The organism is Collinsella aerofaciens (genome assembly GCF_009876115.1).
GTDB lineage: Bacteria > Actinomycetota > Coriobacteriia > Coriobacteriales > Coriobacteriaceae > Collinsella > Collinsella aerofaciens_N.
This window is the reverse complement of sequence record NZ_WWSY01000003.1, coordinates 1-17,908: the sequence shown is the minus strand read 5'-3', so window position 1 is coordinate 17,908 and position 17,908 is coordinate 1. Positions and strand designations below refer to the sequence as shown.

14 protein-coding genes are annotated in these 17,908 nt (G+C 60.1%); all 14 read left to right on the top strand.

Annotated elements, in window-relative coordinates; all coding sequences use genetic code 11:
- Positions 1-2: 2 nt before the first annotated feature.
- Positions 3-1,490, top strand: a complete 1,488-nt coding sequence (locus tag GT571_RS02760) for a YfcC family protein (protein WP_372541154.1) — start codon at positions 3-5, stop codon at positions 1,488-1,490.
- Positions 1,491-2,023: 533 nt separating this feature from the next.
- The gene (locus GT571_RS02755; RefSeq protein ID WP_161155330.1) at positions 2,024-3,505 is read left to right on the top strand and encodes a DUF1846 domain-containing protein; all 1,482 of its coding nucleotides are present in this window, start codon (positions 2,024-2,026) and stop codon (positions 3,503-3,505) included.
- Between the two features lie 249 nt (positions 3,506-3,754).
- Positions 3,755-4,093: a helix-turn-helix domain-containing protein gene (locus GT571_RS02750; RefSeq protein WP_161155328.1), complete on the top strand. Its 339-nt coding sequence runs from the start codon at positions 3,755-3,757 to the stop codon at positions 4,091-4,093.
- 178 nt (positions 4,094-4,271) lie between these two features.
- On the top strand, positions 4,272-5,933 hold the full coding sequence (locus GT571_RS02745; RefSeq protein WP_161155326.1) for a CTP synthase: 1,662 nt from the start codon (positions 4,272-4,274) through the stop codon (positions 5,931-5,933).
- Between the two features lie 2 nt (positions 5,934-5,935).
- Positions 5,936-6,877 (top strand): site-specific tyrosine recombinase XerD, encoded by a 942-nt coding sequence (gene xerD / locus GT571_RS02740; protein ID WP_338400631.1) that lies wholly within the window; start codon positions 5,936-5,938, stop codon positions 6,875-6,877.
- Positions 6,878-7,339: 462 nt separating this feature from the next.
- Positions 7,340-7,774, top strand: a complete 435-nt coding sequence (locus tag GT571_RS02735; protein WP_161155324.1) for a division/cell wall cluster transcriptional repressor MraZ — start codon at positions 7,340-7,342, stop codon at positions 7,772-7,774.
- Positions 7,775-7,794: 20 nt separating this feature from the next.
- Positions 7,795-8,760 carry a 16S rRNA (cytosine(1402)-N(4))-methyltransferase RsmH gene (rsmH, locus tag GT571_RS02730; protein ID WP_117636014.1) on the top strand — a complete coding sequence of 322 codons (966 nt, stop codon included), beginning with the start codon at positions 7,795-7,797 and terminating at the stop codon, positions 8,758-8,760.
- A 90-nt stretch (positions 8,761-8,850) separates the two neighbouring features.
- Positions 8,851-9,321, top strand: coding sequence for a hypothetical protein (locus tag GT571_RS02725; RefSeq protein ID WP_117840378.1), 471 nt, complete (start codon positions 8,851-8,853; stop codon positions 9,319-9,321).
- Positions 9,322-9,503: 182 nt separating this feature from the next.
- On the top strand, positions 9,504-11,204 hold the full coding sequence (locus GT571_RS02720) for a peptidoglycan D,D-transpeptidase FtsI family protein (RefSeq protein WP_338400630.1): 1,701 nt from the start codon (positions 9,504-9,506) through the stop codon (positions 11,202-11,204).
- A gap of 125 nt (positions 11,205-11,329) precedes the next feature.
- Positions 11,330-12,754 (top strand): UDP-N-acetylmuramoyl-tripeptide--D-alanyl-D-alanine ligase, encoded by a 1,425-nt coding sequence (locus tag GT571_RS02715; RefSeq protein WP_161155322.1) that lies wholly within the window; start codon positions 11,330-11,332, stop codon positions 12,752-12,754.
- A gap of 3 nt (positions 12,755-12,757) precedes the next feature.
- Positions 12,758-13,777, top strand: a complete 1,020-nt coding sequence (mraY, locus tag GT571_RS02710; RefSeq protein ID WP_117746963.1) for a phospho-N-acetylmuramoyl-pentapeptide-transferase — start codon at positions 12,758-12,760, stop codon at positions 13,775-13,777.
- 9 nt (positions 13,778-13,786) lie between these two features.
- Complete coding sequence (murD, locus tag GT571_RS02705) at positions 13,787-15,193, top strand: UDP-N-acetylmuramoyl-L-alanine--D-glutamate ligase (protein ID WP_161155320.1); 1,407 nt, start codon at positions 13,787-13,789, stop codon at positions 15,191-15,193.
- A 36-nt stretch (positions 15,194-15,229) separates the two neighbouring features.
- Positions 15,230-16,723 carry a putative lipid II flippase FtsW gene (ftsW, locus tag GT571_RS02700; protein WP_161155318.1) on the top strand — a complete coding sequence of 498 codons (1,494 nt, stop codon included), beginning with the start codon at positions 15,230-15,232 and terminating at the stop codon, positions 16,721-16,723.
- Positions 16,713-17,828: an undecaprenyldiphospho-muramoylpentapeptide beta-N-acetylglucosaminyltransferase gene (murG, locus tag GT571_RS02695; protein ID WP_161155316.1), complete on the top strand. Its 1,116-nt coding sequence runs from the start codon at positions 16,713-16,715 to the stop codon at positions 17,826-17,828. The genes ftsW and murG overlap by 11 nt, the downstream gene beginning before the upstream one ends.
- Positions 17,829-17,908 lie beyond the last annotated feature (80 nt).

Here is a 17,908-nt window from a genome sequence, read left to right as displayed (position 1 = left end):
GGATGAGAACTATGACTGAGACCGCTAAGAAAAAGCGCGGTATGCCTTCATCGTTCACCATTCTTCTTGCTCTGCTGGCAATTGTCGCAGTGATTACCGTTATCGTCTCCGGCACGTCCGGCGGCGCGGTTACTGCCGCCCGTCTGAGCGATTTCTGCACCGCCCCGATCCTGGGCTTCGCTGACGCTCTGCCCGTCTGCCTCTTCGTTATGATCCTGGGCGGCTTCCTCGGCATGATGACCGAGACCGGCGCCCTGGACAACGGCATCGCCGTTCTGGTGCAGAAGCTTAAGGGCAACGAGATTATGCTCATTCCCGTGCTGATGCTCATCTTCTCCCTCGGTGGTACCACCTATGGTATGTGCGAGGAGACCGTTCCCTTCTACGCCCTGCTCGCCGCTACCATGATGGCCGCTGGCTTTGACCCCATGGTCGGCGCCGCTACCGTCCTGCTCGGCGCTGGCTGCGGCTGCCTCGGCTCCACGGTTAACCCGTTCGCCGTCGGCGCTGCCGTCGACGCTCTGACCGGCGTTGACATTGCCGTGAATCAGTCCATCATCATCGGCCTCGGTGCCGTCCTGTGGATTGTCACTACCGCTATGTCCATCGTCTTCGTGATGAACTATGCCAAGAAGGTCAAGGCTGACAAGGGTTCCACCATCCTGTCGATGCAGGAGCTCAAGGACGCCGAAGAGGCTCACGGCAAGGCTGCTTCCGAGGTTCACAAGGAGGTCAAGCTCACCGGTCGTCAGAAGGGTGTTCTGATCGCCTTCGCTTTCACCTTCGTCGTCATGATCGTCGGCTTCATCCCGCTGGCTGACCTCAACGAGGGCGTCGCCAACTTCTTTGACGCTGGCGCTGTCTACGATGCCGACGGTAACACCGTCGTCCAGGGCTGGTCTGCCCTGATTACCGGCCTGCCCATTGGCCAGTGGTACTTCGACGAGGCTTCCACCTGGTTCTTCCTCATGGCCGTCCTGATCGGTATCATCGGTGGCCTGTCCGAGAAGCAGATCGTTAACACCTTCATCACCGGTGCTGCCGACATGATGTCCGTTGTTCTCGTCATCGCCCTCGCCCGTGGTATCTCCGTCCTCATGGCTAACACCGGCCTCGACGTCTACGTCCTCGACGCTGCCGCCAATGCTCTGGCTGGCCTGTCCGGCGTGATTTTCGCTCCCATGAGCTTCCTGGTCTACTTCGGCCTGTCCTTCCTGATCCCCTCGACCTCTGGTATGGCTACCGTCTCCATGCCCATCATGGGACCGCTGGCTGTTAAGCTCGGCTTCTCGCCCGAGGTCATGGTCATGATCTTCTCCGCCGCCATCGGTGTCGTGAACCTGTTCACCCCGACCTCCGGCGCCATCATGGGTGGTCTCGCCCTGGCCAAGATCGAGTGGACGACCTGGCTCAAGTTTGCCCTTAAACTCATCGTCGCGCTCTCCGTCGTCTGCGCCATCATCCTGACCGTCGCCTGCGTGTTGATCTAAGTACCCAACGGGTACCCCACGGAAACCTTGACGATCCTGTAAAGGATCACCTGGTCATCGTCTGTCCGGTGGGGTCAACCCACCGGTAGACTCCTACCTTTAGCCCCCTCCCGTTCCGTGCGCGGGAGGGGGCGCTCTTGTGTTCCGGCGTTTTACCAAACGCCGGAACCACTCGACGCTGCGCGCCGCCCAGGACGACAATTTGTCATTCAAAAGGCAAGGCATGACCAAAAGGTCTATGCCTTGCCTTTTTCATGCCAACTTGTACGTCCTGGGCGGCGCTCGCTGACTTATGCTCAACCTGCGACGTTTCCATTATTGATACAAAGGCCTGGTTTGTTTGAACCAAAAAAGGGGAAGTTGCGGTGGAATAGTTCCTGTTTGTGTGTCCTGAGGGGCTAAGCAGGAACTATTCCACCGCAACTTATCGAGCGCGTGTTTGGTTGGTGCCTGTTGATGGCCTGGGCTTCGGGGAGGGTCTGCTCCGTTATAATCGCCTAAGACATTAAATGGAAACGGGACGGGAGCCATATATGCGCCAGGGTTTCGACAACGCGAAGTATATCGAGCTGCAGGCTGCTCACATTAAGGAGCGCATCTCGCAGTTTGGCGGCAAGCTGTATTTGGAGTTTGGCGGCAAGCTGTTTGACGACTATCACGCGAGCCGCGTGCTGCCAGGTTTTGAACCGGATAGCAAGTTTCGCATGCTCAAGAGCATTGCCGATGACGTTGAGGTCATCATCGCGATCAACGCGAACCACATCGAGAAGAATAAGGCCCGTGGCGACCTGGGCATTACCTATGACGAGGACGTCTTGCGCCTGGTCGACCTGTTCCGCGGCAATGGTTTTGCTGTCGCGGCCGTGGTCATCACCCAGTACGCCGGCCAGCCCGCCGCCGATGTGTTCCGCAATCGCCTGAACGCGCTCGGCATTCCCGCCAAGCTGCACTATCCCATCGAGGGCTATCCCCACGACGTCGATCTGATCGTGTCCGACGACGGCTACGGCAAGAACGAGTTTGTCGAGACCACTCGTCCGCTCGTCGTGGTCACCGCTCCCGGCCCCGGCTCGGGCAAGCTCGCCACCTGCCTGTCACAGCTCTATCACGAGCACAAGCACGGCACCGCCGCCGGCTACGCCAAGTTCGAGACCTTCCCGGTCTGGAACCTTCCCCTCACGCATCCGGTCAACATCGCCTACGAGGCGGCAACGGCAGATCTCGACGACGCCAACATCATCGACTCCTTCCACTTGGAGGCCTATAACAAGACTACGGTTAACTACAACCGCGACGTCGAGGCCTTCCCGGTGGTCCGTGCCCTGATGGAAAAGATCCTGGGCAAGAGTCCCTACCAGAGCCCCACGGACATGGGCGTAAATATGGTCGGCTTTGCCATCACCGATGATGATGCCTGCCGTGATGCCTCCAAGATGGAGATCGTCCGCCGCTACTTTTCTGCGGTCGAGGCCGTGCGCCGCACCGGCGTGGGCGATGAGCAGGTTGATCGTCTCGAGCTCATTATGAAAAAGGCCGGTATCGACAAGAATTACTCGCCGGCACGCTCGGCCGCCCTTACCAGGGAGCAGCTGACGGGTGGCCCCGTAGGCGCCATGGTCATGCCCGACGGCTCCGTGGTGACCGGCAAGACTTCCACGCGCCTGGGCGCCGCGAGCTCGCTCATCATGAATGCACTTAAGCATGTTTCGGGCGTTGACCTTGAGCTCGAGGTCATTAGCGATGAGGCGATTGAGCCTATCAGCAAGCTCAAGACACATTTCTTGGGTAGCAAGAATCCACGCCTGCACACCGACGAGACGCTTATGGCGCTCTCGATCACCTCGGCAACGAGCGAGACGGCGGCCCGCGTCCTTTCGGGCCTGGAGCAGCTGCGCGGCTGCGATGCCTTCTTTAGCGTGATCATCTCGCCGACGGACGAGACGGTGTTGCGCAAGCTGGGCATCAACGTGTGCTGCGAGCCCAAGTTCGAGCGCCGCGGTTTCTTCCACCGCTAAGCCTGGATAAATTGGTCCGAAAGGGGTGCATCGGGTATACATTCGGTGTGCCCCTTTTATCAACAAAGCTACCGTTTAACCTAAAATTAGCCCGTTTACCTGCCTATAAGCGATTTGGACGGTATACAATAACCCTAATTGTTTCATCCTTTTGCGGGGATGCCGCATGATGGATGTTGCCGGCCATCATGGGGTGTGCCGGTCGCGCACGGTGCAGGTGATGGCCGTGCTCGGTTTGAGGAGGCTGCCATGGCTGGCAAGGGTCGTGCGAGTGTCAACGATATGAAGCGTGTCGAGGTGCAGGTGCTGATGGAGATTGCACAGCTGTCCGAAGACAACGGCGGATTTTATGGCTTTTCGCGCAAGACGCTTGCCGAGCGCGTGGGGGTGTCTCCGTATCGCGCCCGCGCGGCAATAGAGCGCTTGGAATCCGAAGACATCATCGAGGTCGTCTCGCGCTACAGCGACGACGGCGGCCAGCTCGCAAATGGTATTTGTCTCACGGAGCGTGGCGAATGGTATCTAGAAGGCATCCGTGCCGGTATGCTCATGAAGGACTTGATCGAGGATGAAGTCGCCGATCGATAACAGCGTGCATTCATAGTGGAAGCGACGCCGTCTGGGCAACCGGACGGCGTTTTGTTTCGAGATGGAGAAATACGATTGCGCGTAAGAAAAAATGCGTACGGCGCGCGTCGCGAGTATTACAATGAAGACCCGTAAGATGTGTATGGACAACTTCTACGGGAAGCGCAGGTAACTCAATATGACCAAGCATGTGTTCGTGACCGGCGGCGTGGTTTCGTCTCTGGGCAAGGGTATTACCGCGGCCTCGCTGGGCCGTCTGCTCAAGTCGCGTGGCTACAAAGTAACGATGCAAAAGGCCGACCCGTATCTGAACGTCGACCCCGGCACCATGAGCCCGTTCCAGCATGGCGAGGTCTTTGTGACCGAGGACGGCTACGAGTCCGATCTGGACCTGGGCCACTACGAGCGCTTTATTGACGAGAACCTGACCCGCGATTCCAACTTTACGACTGGTGCCATCTATAAGAGCCTGATCGCCCGCGAACGTCGCGGTGACTTTTTGGGCGGCACCGTGCAGGTGATTCCGCACGTCACGAACGCCATTAAGGATAAGTTCCGTCGTATTGAGGAGCAGACCGGCTCCGACGTGGTCATCACTGAGTTGGGCGGCACCATCGGCGACATCGAGTCGCAGCCGTTTGTCGAGGCCATTCGTCAGTATCGCAAGGAGGCCGGCCCCGAGAACGTCTGCTACATCCACGTGTCGCTCGTTCCCTATATCGCCGCCGCCCACGAGGTCAAGACCAAGCCGACGCAGCACTCCGTCAAGGAGCTCCGCAGCTTTGGTATCCAGCCCGATATTATCGTTCTGCGCTCCGACCACCATATCGACGATGCCATCCGCGGCAAGATCGCAAGCTTCTGCGACGTCGACACCGACTGTGTCTTTACCAACGAGGACTGCGCGAGCATCTACGATGTTCCGCAGCTGCTTGCCGAGCAGGACTTTGACCTGCGCATTTGCGAGCGCCTGGGTCTGGACCCGCGTGAGCGCGACATGAGCGAGTGGAACGAGTTCCTGCGCAAGCAGAATCACGCCAACCATCACGCCGACAAGGTGAAGATCGCCGTCGTGGGCAAGTATACGCAGCTGCCCGATGCCTACCTGTCGGTTATCGAGGCCCTGCACCACGCGGGCGTGTTCTACGATCGCCATGTTGACGTGCAGCTGGTTGATGGCGAGAGCCTCGACGAGCAGAACGTCTCCGAGGTCCTGGGCGACGCCTCGGGCATCCTGGTCCCCGGCGGCTTTGGCAAGCGCGCCCTGGAGGGCAAGATCCTCGCGGCCGAGTTTGCCCGCGAGCACAAGATTCCGTATCTGGGCATTTGCCTGGGTATGCAGGTTGCCGTGTGCGAGTTCGCCCGCAACGTCGTCGGCCTTGCCGGCGCCAGCTCTTCCGAGTTCGATCCGGACGGCCCGTATAGTGTTATCGACCTGATGAGCTCGCAGGAGGACGTGACCGAGAAGGGCGGCACCATGCGTCTGGGTGCCTATCCGTGCAAGCTTGCTGCCGATTCCCTCGCGCGCGAGGCCTATGGCGAGGAGCTCGTCTACGAGCGTCACCGTCACCGTTTTGAGTTCAACAACGCCTTCCGTGACCAGCTCGAGGACGCCGGTCTGGTTATCTCGGGTCTTTCGCCCGACGAGCGTCTGGTCGAGATGGTCGAGCTGCCGCGCGACGTACATCCGTGGTATGTGGCCACCCAGGCTCATCCCGAGTTCAAGAGCCGTCCGACCAACCCGCAGCCGCTGTTCCGCGAGTTCGTGCGCGCCTCGATCGGCCAGCACGAGGGCGTCGACCGTCTGCAGGTGACGCCCAAGAACCTCGCTACGGACTAAGGGTGCCGGAGAACCAAGAACATACCGAAGCTACTCCCTCGTCGCTCGCTGTGGTGGCGGGGGAGTATCTCGATTACCTTGCGGTCGAGCGGGGTTTGGCGCGCAATACGATTGCGGCCTACCGTCGTGACCTGACGACGTACTGCGCCTATCTGGAGCGGGCGGGCATTGTGTCTTTTGAAGAGGTGAGCCGTCAGGTCGTGGAGGGCTTTGTTGCCGATCGCCGCGACGGAGGCTATTCCGACGCCTCGGTGGAGCGCGCGCTTGCTGCCGTGAAGGGCCTGCATGCCTTTTTGGTGCGCGATGGGGCCGTGGCCCAAAACCCGACAGCGGCGTTGCGCCTGCCCAAAAAGGCAGATCGCCTGCCGGAATACCTTTCGGTGGAGGATGTCTCGGCACTGCTCGATCAAGACTTTCCCGAGGGCGAGATGGGACTGCGCGATCATGCCATCTTGGAAGTGCTTTACGGTTGCGGCCTGCGCGTGAGTGAGCTGGTTGGGCTCGATGTGGGCGATATCCATATTGATGACGGGTTTGTCCTGGTGCGCGGTAAGGGCTCCAAGGAGCGTCTGGCCCCGTTGGTGGGAAGCGCGGCTCGCGCCTTGACACACTATATAGGTGACGGGCGCACGCTCCTGGCCGCGCATGCTCACGGGACGGAGACCTCGGCGGTCTTTTTAAATAAGAACGGACGTCGCCTGTCGCGCCAGGCCGTACATGCGATATGCGAGCGGTATGGGCGCCAGGTGGGGCTGGTTGGGCTCCATCCCCACACCCTGCGCCACTCCTTTGCCACCCACATGCTCGCGGGCGGTGCCGACCTGCGTGTGCTGCAGGAGATTTTGGGCCATGCCGATATTTCGACCACGCAGGTCTACACGCATGTCGACCGCACGCAACTGACCGAGGTCTATCTGGCGGCGCATCCGCTGGCACATCGCTAGCACCTCGCTGACCTGCATATTTATAAATATTAAAGGGGACGGGCCCCAGATTGCCGAGACGCACTTTTGCGCACATGGGCAATCTGGGGCCCGTCCCATTTTTCGCCAGACACCGACGCGGTGGTGGGCCGTGTGTACCGTGGGTGGGGGAGTTTGGGGGCGATGTGAACGGTGTGTAAAGGGACGTAAAAATCGCCTCAAGGTCAACTTGAAGGTTGAGGTTCGCGGGCGTGGTTCTACAGGTGGCATCCCGCCTTTGCTGCAAACACAACATATTGTGTTTTCGAACATATGCTCGGGGGTGTTTTACAACATATTGGGGGTGGAGTGGTGGGGTGGGATGGGGGAAGGGGTGGGGAAAGGTGTTGAAAAATGGGGCGGTTCCCCATATTATTGATGACGTCGACAGGCGGGGTGGTTCCCCGCGTACGTGCCATCTGAGTAACCGAGGGGAGGGCGCACATGGGAATGACGGGTGCATACGAGCGCAATCTCGATGCAAAAGGTCGTCTGTCCCTGCCTGCACCCCTTCGTGAGGAGCTTGGAGAGCACGTTCGCGTGTTTAAAGCCCTGGATGTCGATGCTCTGTACGTGTTCTCTGCCGAGGCCTTCGATAAGTGGGTCGAAGGACTCTTCGCGGGTCGTGAGGACCACGAGGGTTTTAACCCGCGTGACATCAACGACCAGAAGCTCATGAGGGCGATCAACAAGCGCACCACGTCGATGGATGTGGACAGCGCGGGTCGTATCGGTCTTTCTGAGTCTCTCCGCAAGCAGGCGAACCTCGACCGCGAGGTCACAGTTGTGGGCAACTACGACCACCTTGAGGTTTGGGACCGCGCTACGGCCGATGAGGACGATGATGACGAGGCCCTGCTGGACCTCTTCTTCTCGTAAGGGCAAGGCACGAGTAACGGATGGAGCGTGGGATCTTGACACAAGAATATCGGCATGAACCTGTCATGCTCGGCGAAGTGCTTGAGTCGCTGCAGCTCAAGAGCGGCTCCGTCGTCTGCGACTGCACCCTTGGCGGTGCCGGCCATTCGGTAAAGATGGCCGCGCAGGTGGGGGAGACCGGCCTTTTGCTCGGCGTCGATCAGGACGACATGGCCCTCGAGGCCGCTGGTGCCCGTCTGGACCGCGAGGTTCCCGGCGTACCGCACCAGCTGCTGAAGGGCAACTTCGGCGACTTGGACGAGCTGCTTTGCTCGGCCGAGGTGCCCGGGGTCGATGGCTTCCTGTTCGACTTGGGCGTTTCGTCGCCGCAACTCGATATCCCTGGCAGGGGCTTTTCGTACAACGAGGACGCCCCATTGGACATGCGGATGGATCCGGGTAACAACACCTTAAACGCAGCTGAGGTCATCAATACCTATAACGAACACGACCTCGCCCGGATTCTACGCGTCTACGGCGAAGAGAAGTTTGCCTCGCAGATCGCGCGCGAGATCGTGCGCCGCCGCGAGCATGAGCCGATCGAAACCACCGGCCAGTTTGTCGAGATCATCAAGGCTGGTATCCCCGCTGCCGCTCGTCGGCATGGCGGACACCCAGCCAAGAAAAGTTTCCAGGCCATTCGCATCGAGGTCAATCACGAACTCGATGTGCTCGAGCGAGGGCTAGACGCCGCCACAAGGTGGCTCAACCCGGGCGGACGCATCTGCGTCATCTCGTATCACTCGCTCGAGGACCGTATCGTAAAGAACCACTTTAAGGAGATGAGCCAGGGGTGCACGTGTCCGCCGGAGATTCCGGTGTGCGTGTGCGGCAACGTGCCGATACTCAAGGTCATCACCCGCAAACCCCTGGTTGCCCAACCCGATGAGGTTGCGCGCAACCCTCGGGCGAGATCAGCCAAGATCCGCGTGGCGCAGCGTCTGTAGACGCGACCGCGCGATATTGGACCTCCCGCTCGCACCATAAACGAAGCTTAAACACACTACCAACGTACTCGGGATGGGAGGCGGCATATCATGGGCTACAACACTTCAAACGCAGCACTCGCCTATGATATGAGCGCCATGCCCGCCTATCGTGAGACGCCGCAGGCCCCCGTTGCTCCCCGCGAGCAGCGCACGCCGCGCTTTGATGTCTACACGGGCGCGGGCCGTCAGGCAAACCAGGCGGTAAGCCCGGTTTTCATGAGCGTTCTTAAAACGTTTTGCATCATTGCGGCCATCTTCATGACGATCGGTGTCGCCCGTGTGGCGCTCGCCGGCGTTACGGCCCAGGTGCTCAACAGCAATGCCGCGCTTACCAACACGCTCGAGAAGGCGACCGATGAGAGCTCCGACCTGGAGGTCATGCATTCGGTCTATGGTGCCGACACGCGCATTCGCGACCTTGCGGGCGCTTATGGCATGGTGGAGCCCAGCGAGAGCGTTACACTTGATTTTTCGCAGGATGCAGCCGCGGGCGCTAGCTCGACCGCGACCGCTCAGTAACAAGACGGTAGCTGAGTATGACAAATGACTATCGCCGCGGTTCCGACGGGGGTCGCGGTTCTGGACGTCCCTCATCGCGGGGACGTTCTGGTTATCAAGGAACGGGTCGGCCATCTTACAACGCGAGGCCGTCCTATGGCAACGACCCCGCGTCGCGTCTCCGTAGCTCGAGTGGTCCTCAAATGCATAACACCAGACCGCGCAAGAGCTCGTCGACCGAATGGCTCACGGGCACGCCGCTGCCTCGTCGCAAAGCCGTCATGGGCTTCATTGGGTTTGGCTTGGGCTTGGGCGTCCTTCGCCTTGCCGACTATCAAATCGTGGAAGCCGATAAGTTACGCGACCGTGCCGATGCGCGTCGCTTGCTTGCGCAGACGCTGTATGCCAAGCGCGGTACCATCTACGACCGTAACGGCAACGTGCTGACGTCGTCGGTCGAATGCCGCAACATCGCCGTGAATCCTCAGCTTATCGAGGATGTTGACAAGACGGTCTCGGCACTGGTCAAAGCTACGGGCATCGATAAGAAAACCTGTCGTGATCTCGTTATGTCCGATGGCACCTGGGTGTATATCAAACGCCAGGTGGACGAGGACGATGCTGCGGCGCTGGAGAAGAAGAATCTGCCCGGCGTGCTCTTTGAGCAGGCCATGAAGCGCGTATATCCTTATGGCAACCTGGCATCGCAGGTGCTTGGCGTGGTAAACGTGGACAACGACGGTCTGACGGGCCTTGAGAAGCAGTACAACAAGCTTTTGACCGGAACGAACGGTTCACTGGTGCGCGAGCGGGCGAGGGACGGTAGCTATATCGCGGGCGGCGCCTATAAAAAGGTGGCGGCGGTTGACGGCGTGGACATCGTGACGACACTCGATGTCAATATCCAGCGTGCCGCCGAGGACGCCCTGGCCGAGGCTGTCGAAAAGACCAAGGCCAAGAATGGCTCGGCCCTGGTCACCGATCCCACGACGGGCGAGATTCTGGCGGCATGCTCGTATCCGACATATGACCAGACCGATCTGGAAAACGCCAAGACCGAGGACATGAACTTGCGTCTGGTTACCGATGCCTACGAGCCCGGCTCGGTCTTTAAGACACTCGTGGCCGGTGCCGGTTTCGACTTGGGCGCCGTGCGTTCGAGCACGTCGTTTGAGGTGCCGGCGAGCATTAAGGTTGGCGACGACACCGTTACCGACGCCGATAAGCGCGACTACACCATGACCATGGACGTGCGCGAGATGATGCGCCGTTCGTCCAATGTGGGCTTTGTCCTGGTGGGACGCAAGATCGGCGCCGATGATTTTGCCACCTATGTGGACAAGTGGGGCATCGGTCATAGCTCCGGTGTCGATTTTCCGGGTGAGAGTCTGGGTATCGTCAAGGAGCGCGACCAGTACGACGGCGCCACGCTGGGCTCGATGAGCTTTGGCCAGGCGCTGTCTGTCTCGCCGATTGAGGTCGCACGTGCCGTGGGCGGCATCGCGAACGGCGGCGTGATGATGACTCCGCACTTCTATAAGTCCAGCAAGGGCGATGAGAAGGACTGGGGCGAAGGCGAGCGTGCGATATCGGACGACGCTGCCGCCCAGGTGGCATCGTGCATGCAGACGGTCGTGTCCGAAGGCACGGGCGTTGGCGGTGCGGTCGATGGCTATGACGTGGCGGGCAAGACCGGTACGGCCGAGCGTGCTGACGATAACGGCGGTTACCTCAAGGAGAACTATATGTCGTCCTTTATGGGCTTTGCACCGGCACAATCGCCCAAGGTGCTGTGCTATATCACACTCGATGGAACGCCGAGCGGCTCGGATGCCGCCGCGGTGCCATTCCAGTCGATTATGGCCAACGCGCTCGACGTGCTGGGTATTCCGCGCACGAAGTAGGGGGTTAGAATCTTGAGCGTGGTCTGCCGTTTGATCTGAAGGGTGTTCACATGCCCTGCACCACGCGCGCATGGCACTGGGATACAATACGCCGATAGCATTATTAGGTTTACAGGGGAGCTGCAATGATAGAGATCGCCGTCAACAACCTCGCGGCCTCAACGGGGGCCCGAACCGTGACGGAAGAAGTCGATCGGGTATGCCGCGGGTGCGTTATCGACTCGCGTCAGGTCGAGGAGGGGACGATCTTTGTCGCCTTCCCCGGCGAAAAGGTCGACGGCAATGATTTTGCCTCCCGTGCCATCGAGTCGGGTGCCGGTGCCGTCGTGATGACGCGCGAGCCCGATGCCGAGCTGGTTTCGCTGGCGCAGGACAAGGGATGCGCCATCTTGATGACCGACGACCCCGAGGAGTTCTTGCTGCGCCTGGCGCATGTATATCGCTTGGAGCTTGGCTGCCTGGTCGTCGGCATTACCGGTTCGATTGGCAAGACGACGACCAAGGACGTGCTCGCCGCCGTGCTCGCCAAGCGTTATCGCGTCTGGGCCACCAAAGGCAATTTCAACAACCTGATTGGCATGCCGCTCACGGTGCTTTCTGCTCCGGCCGATACCGAGGTTCTGGTGCTCGAGATGGGCATGAACCATTTTCATGAGATTGAGCGCCTGTCCCAGTCTGCCAACCCCAATCTTGCCATCGTGAGCAAGATCGGAACCTCCCACATCGGTATTCTGGGCAGCCGCGAGAACATCGCCCGCGCCAAGTCCGAGATTGTCCAGGGCATGTGCGCCGCCGGCGACTTCTCGCCGTTGCTGGTTTTGGGCGGCGAGGACGACTTTACGCCGTTTATTCGCGATACGTTCGCCCAGCCTGCGGGTATTGACGTGATGATGGCCGGCGTCTCGGACGACGACGAGATCCGCGCGCGCGACATTCGCGTCGACGACGAGGGCCATCCGGTCTTTACGCTCGACTTTGGTCAGGGCGACACGGTCGATACCATGCTGGCCATTCCCGGCGTGCAGTCCGTGCCCAATGCCGTCAAGGCCGCCGCGGTCGCCTATCGTCTGGGCGTGACGCCCGAGCAGATCGATGCTGCCTTTAGGGGTCTTACGATCACCGGCCACCGTCAGGAGATCAAGCGCGCCAAGAGCGGAGCACGCATCATCGACGACTCCTATAACGCCAGTGCCGAGTCTATGGCTGCCGGCCTCGATTTGCTGTGCTCGCTTTCGTGTGACGGTTCGCGCATGGCGATCTTGGGCGAGATGGGCGAGATGGGCGACGAGGCTCCCCGCATGCATGAGCTCGTGGGCGCCTATGCCGCCGCCAAGAAGCTCGACATGCTCGCGTGCGTCGGTGGTGAGCTGGCTCAGCTCATGGCCGATGCCGCACGCATGATGGGCATGGATGAGGACCGCATCCAGGTGTTTTCCGATTATCAACAGGTGCTCGACCGCATGGGCGGCGCGCTTGAAAATCATGATGTTGTACTGGTCAAGGGTTCCCGTTTTGTTGAGCTCGACCGCTTTGTGGAAGGTGTGTGCTAGCCCATGTTCGGCAATCCCTCGTATCCTACGTATCAGGCCTTTTTGGGACTTGGCATCGCTGCCGCCATTGCGCTGCTGCTTATGCCGTGGTGGATCAAGCTGCTGAAGGTCGAGGGTATCGGCCAGCAGGTCCGAGCCGACGGCCCCAAGCGTCATTTGATTAAACAGGGTACGCCGACCATGGGCGGCGTCATCATCCTTGTCGCGATCTCGCTGACCTGCCTGTTGATGGGCAAGCTCACCACCGAGCTCGTGCTCGTGCTGCTTGCCACGCTGGCCACCGGCGTTTTGGGTCTCATCGACGACCTGACCTCCGTCACGCATGGTCGCTCGCTCGGCCTGACGCCTCACGCCAAGATGATCGGTCTGACCATCATCTGCGTCACTTTTACCGTGCTCGCAGTCAATTGGTGCGGCGTCGCCCCCGAGATTCGTTTTCCCGGCGGCCTGACGATTGACCTCGGTGTTCTTTCGACCACCATCTGCGGCCTTTCGTTCCCGTGGCTCTACATTGTATTTTGCTGGCTGATGATCGCTGGTCTCTCCAATGCCGTGAACCTGACCGATGGTCTGGATGGCCTTGCCGGCGGCACTTCCATGATCGCCATGCTCGCCATGGCCGCTATGGCGTTTTTGCACGGTGACGTGAACCTGTCCATCTTCTGCACGGCGTGTGCCGGTGCCTGCCTGGGCTTTTTGTGGTTCAACTGCTACCCGGCGAGCATCTTTATGGGTGATACCGGCTCGCTTGCCCTGGGTGCCGCGTTTGCCTGCACCTCCATCATGACCAACACCGAAGTCGTTTCCCTCATCATCGGCGGTCTGTTTATCGTCGAGACCCTGTCGGTCATGATCCAGGTTGTCTATTTCCACTTTACGCACAAGCGCGTCTTCCTTATGGCGCCCATTCATCATCATTTCGAAAAGAAGGGCTGGGCCGAGACCAAGGTCGTTATCCGTTTTTGGATTATCGCCGCGGCCTTTGGCGCCGTTGGCCTCGCCCTGTTCTTCCAGTTGGGATAGTGGTCTTTCATGCCTCTTGCTGATGTCTTTAGCCTGCTCGTTTTGGGGCAGGGTAAATCCGGTCTCGATGTCGCCCGTTGGGCGCTGGCTCACCCCGAGCGCGTGAGCGCCACGACCGTATATGGCGGTGGTACCTCCGAGCCCAATGACGCCACGCGTGCGCTCGAGGCGCAGGGCGCGTCGTTTGTCTACGGCACCGAGCAGGTCGAGGGTGCCTATGACGTGTGCGTGACATGCCCGGGTATCTCGGAGTTCTCGGCCTTCTTTAAGGCTGGGCGTGAGCATACCGCTCAGATTATGGGCGAGCCCGAGTTTGCCTACCGCCTGTCTCCCCAAAATTGGATCGCCATCACGGGCACCAACGGCAAGACAACTACCACGTCGCTGACCGATTATCTGCTCAAGGCCGCCGGTGAAGCCAGCGTGGCCGTCGGCAATATCGGCGAGCCGCCGGTGAACGAGATCGACGGCCGTGCACACAATGAGTGGTTTGTGGCCGAGCTGTCGAGTTACCAGATTGCTACGACCGCCGAGCTTCATCCTCGCGTGGCGGTGCTACTTAACATCACGCCCGACCACCTGGGCTGGCACAAGAGCCACAAGAACTATGCGCTTGCCAAGATCAAGTTGTTCGAGAATATGGTCGACGACGACCTCGTGGTTATCGACGTCGAGGATGCCGGCATCCATGAGTTCGATGAGTACATCTACACGCCGGGTCGCCGCATCTGCAAGGTCGCTTTTGACGAGCCCGAGGGTGCAGACGCCGCCTTTGTGCGCGACGGCAAGATGGTCGTCCGCCTGAAGGGCGTCGAGACTCAGCTTGTCGCCACGTCCGAGCTCAAGATCTCGGGCCATCACAATGTCATCAATGCCCTATGTGCCGCCACGGCTGCCCTGGCCGTCGGTGCCGATCCCGAGGGCGTTTGCCGCGGCTTGGCATCGTTCCAGCCACTCGAACACCGCGTGGAACCCTGCGGCGAGATCGATGGCGTGCGCTACGTCAACGATTCCAAGGCAACGAACACCGATGCAGTCGAAAAGGCTCTGACGGCGTTTCCCGATGACGACGTGATCTTGCTGCTCGGCGGTCACGATAAGGGTACGCCGCTTGCGGACTTTGCCCGCGTCGTTATGGACAACGTGCGCTCGGTCGTTTGCTTTGGCGATGCGCGCGAGCGCTTTACTGCCGCTATGGACGAGGCCGATGTCGATGGCGATGTGGATATCGCCCAGGCGGATGACCTACGCGACGCCGTGGACGTCGCCCGTTCGCTGTCGAGCCGTGGTGACGTGATCTTACTTTCTCCTGCCTGCTCTTCGTTCGATGAGTTCTCGGGCTATGAGGAGCGCGGCCGCGTGTTTAAGGACTATGTGGCCCAGCTTGCCGCTGCGGCGAAATCGCAAATGGAATAGGGGTTGCCGGTGAGAGAGGAGAGCCCCCGACAAGGTATGAGGAGGCCCGACTCGGACCGTGCTTCCTCGCGGCGCAGCACACCGTGTTCCGGTCGCGGCGGGCAGACGTTTAGTGAACGCTATATCGCCGGCGTTCCCGCCCGTATCATGCGCCCCCGTTTGATATTTATGGCCTGCCTGTTTACCTTGGTGTGCTTTGGCCTGTTGATGGTGTACTCGGCTTCTTCGGTCGAGGCACTGCACGAGAATGGCTCGGCGACGTTTTTTCTGGGTCGACAGGCCGCGTTTGCCGTGGTCGGTGTTCTGGCGCTGATTGCCATCGTGCGCGTTTTGCCGGACAGCTGGTTTGGGGAGGATGTGCTCAGGATCTTCCTTATCGGCATGATAGGGCTACTGTTTCTGGTGTTCTTGGTGGGCAGCGGCAGTCGTGGCGCCACGCGCTGGCTCAACATCGCCGGTATTCAGTTCCAGCCTTCCGAGTTTTTAAAGCCATTTGCCATTGCGTATTCGGCCATCATGCTTGATCGCTTCTTTTCGCCCGGTGGCAACATCAACGAATTCCTTCGCAAGATGGGCATCTACCTGGGCATTTCGCTCTTTCTGATCTTTATCCAGCCCGATTTCGGTACTGTCCTGATCATCCTGTTGACCCTCATGTGCATGGCGTTGTTTGCGGGTCTCGACCCCAGATTTATCATCGGCGTGCTAATCTTCGGCATCCTCGTGATCGTGATTGCGCTTGTCGCAGAGCCGTACCGTATGGTGCGTATTCAGGTTGCCTTGAACCCTTGGGCCGACGAGTATGGTGACGGCTATCAGGCCACGCTTGCCATCATGGCCTTTGCCTCGGGCGGTCTGTTCGGCCGTGGCATCGGCAACTCAACCATGAAGTACTCGTATCTGCCCGAGGCACACAACGACTACATCTTGGCCATCATTGGCGAGGAAGTCGGTTTTGTCGGAACCGTGCTGTTCTTCTTGGTGTTTGCGATGCTGATCTACTCGGCGTTTCGCATTGCCGAGCAGGCGACCGATCGTCGGGGCGCGCTCATGGCGTCTGGCTCCGCGGTCATTCTCGCGGTGCAGTTTTTGATTAACGCGCTGGGCATCCTCAACGTGTTTCCCATGACGGGCAAACCGTTGCCGTTTATTAGCTACGGCGGTTCGTCGATTATTGTGTCGCTCATGCTTGCCGGTCTGATCCTGCGCGTTTCGTACGAGAGCGCCCGCCGCGATGAGTATGACCGCCGCCGTGAGAGCTTTGCCGTTATGGATGAGAGTACCGCCGGCGTGCCCCACGTGCGCGGCGAGCGATCTTCGCGTAACGGCTTTACCGTTCTGGATGGCTCTGCGACCGAGCCGGCAGCCCGTCCGCGTCAGCGAACGGCGCCGCAAGGTCGTCCGCAGCGCCCAACTCCTCGCAATGCGGGCGGCGGATATAATCGAATCGATTTGAATTCGGACCCGTCGGCGCGTCTGCGCACTGACGACCAGGGACCGCGTGTACGAAGGGACTACCATGACCGATAAGATGACCGTTGCTGTTGCAGCCGGCGGCACGGCAGGACACATCAACCCTGCGCTCGCCTTGGCCGAAGAGCTGCGTGACCGTGGCCACCACGTTGTGTTCGTGGGCCAGTCGCGCAAGCTCGAGGGTCGTCTGGTCCCCGAGGCTGGGTTTGATTTTGTGCCCATTACGGTCACGGGCTTCGACCGCTCCCGTCCTTGGACGGCGCTGACCTCGCTGTGGCGTGTCAACAAGGCCAAGCGTGCGATTGCCAGTCATTTCTCAAAGGTCGGCAAGCCCGATGCCGCCATCGGTTTTGGTGCCTATGTCGAGGTTCCGTTGCTGGGGTGGTGCAAGGGCGCAGGCGTTCCGTATCTGCTGCATGAGCAGAACTCTGTTCCGGGCCTGGCCAACAAGATGATGAACTCCCACGCCGCCCGCGTGTGCATCTCGGTGCCGGCAGCGCGTTCGGTCTTTGAGCGCGAAGGTGACCCTGACCACGTGCTCATGACCGGCAACCCCGTACGTCGCTCGGTGATCGAGGGCGATCGCACTCGCGGCCGCAAGGCACTTGGCGTTCCCGAGGACGCTACGCTGCTGCTCGTCTTTGGCGGTTCACTTGGCGCCCAGCACCTCAACGAGCGCGTGGCTTCGCTCAAAAACGAGCTGCTTTCGCGCAAGAACCTCTATGTGTTGCATTCGACGGGTGCCGACGGCTTTGAGGAGACCGAGCGCGCTTTGGCGCTGACGCCCGAGGAGGCGAAGCGTTACCGCGTCCAGCCTTACATCGACAACATGGGCGACATGCTGGCTGCTGCCGATTTGGTGCTATCGCGTTCGGGCGCATCGAGCGTGGCCGAGATCGCTGCGCTCGCCGTGCCCTCGGTGCTCGTGCCGTACCCGCATGCGACGGCCGACCACCAAACCACCAATGCCCGTTATCTGGTCGACGCCGGGGCCGGCGTGCTCTGCGCCGATGCCGATATCGACGGTTCTGCCTTTGCCGATGAGCTGCTGCACCTGGTCGATGACGCGGCAGAGCGCGACGTCATGCGTCAGGCGGCGCGTGGTCTGGCTCAGGATAGAGCCGCCGCTCTTCTGGCGGATGCGGTAGAGGGTTTGCGTTAGTTAGGTTGATTTCCGATCTCAGCCGAACACATTGAGCAAATAGGCCGTTCCCGCACCTAGCCGAACGCCCCCGCTGCCCC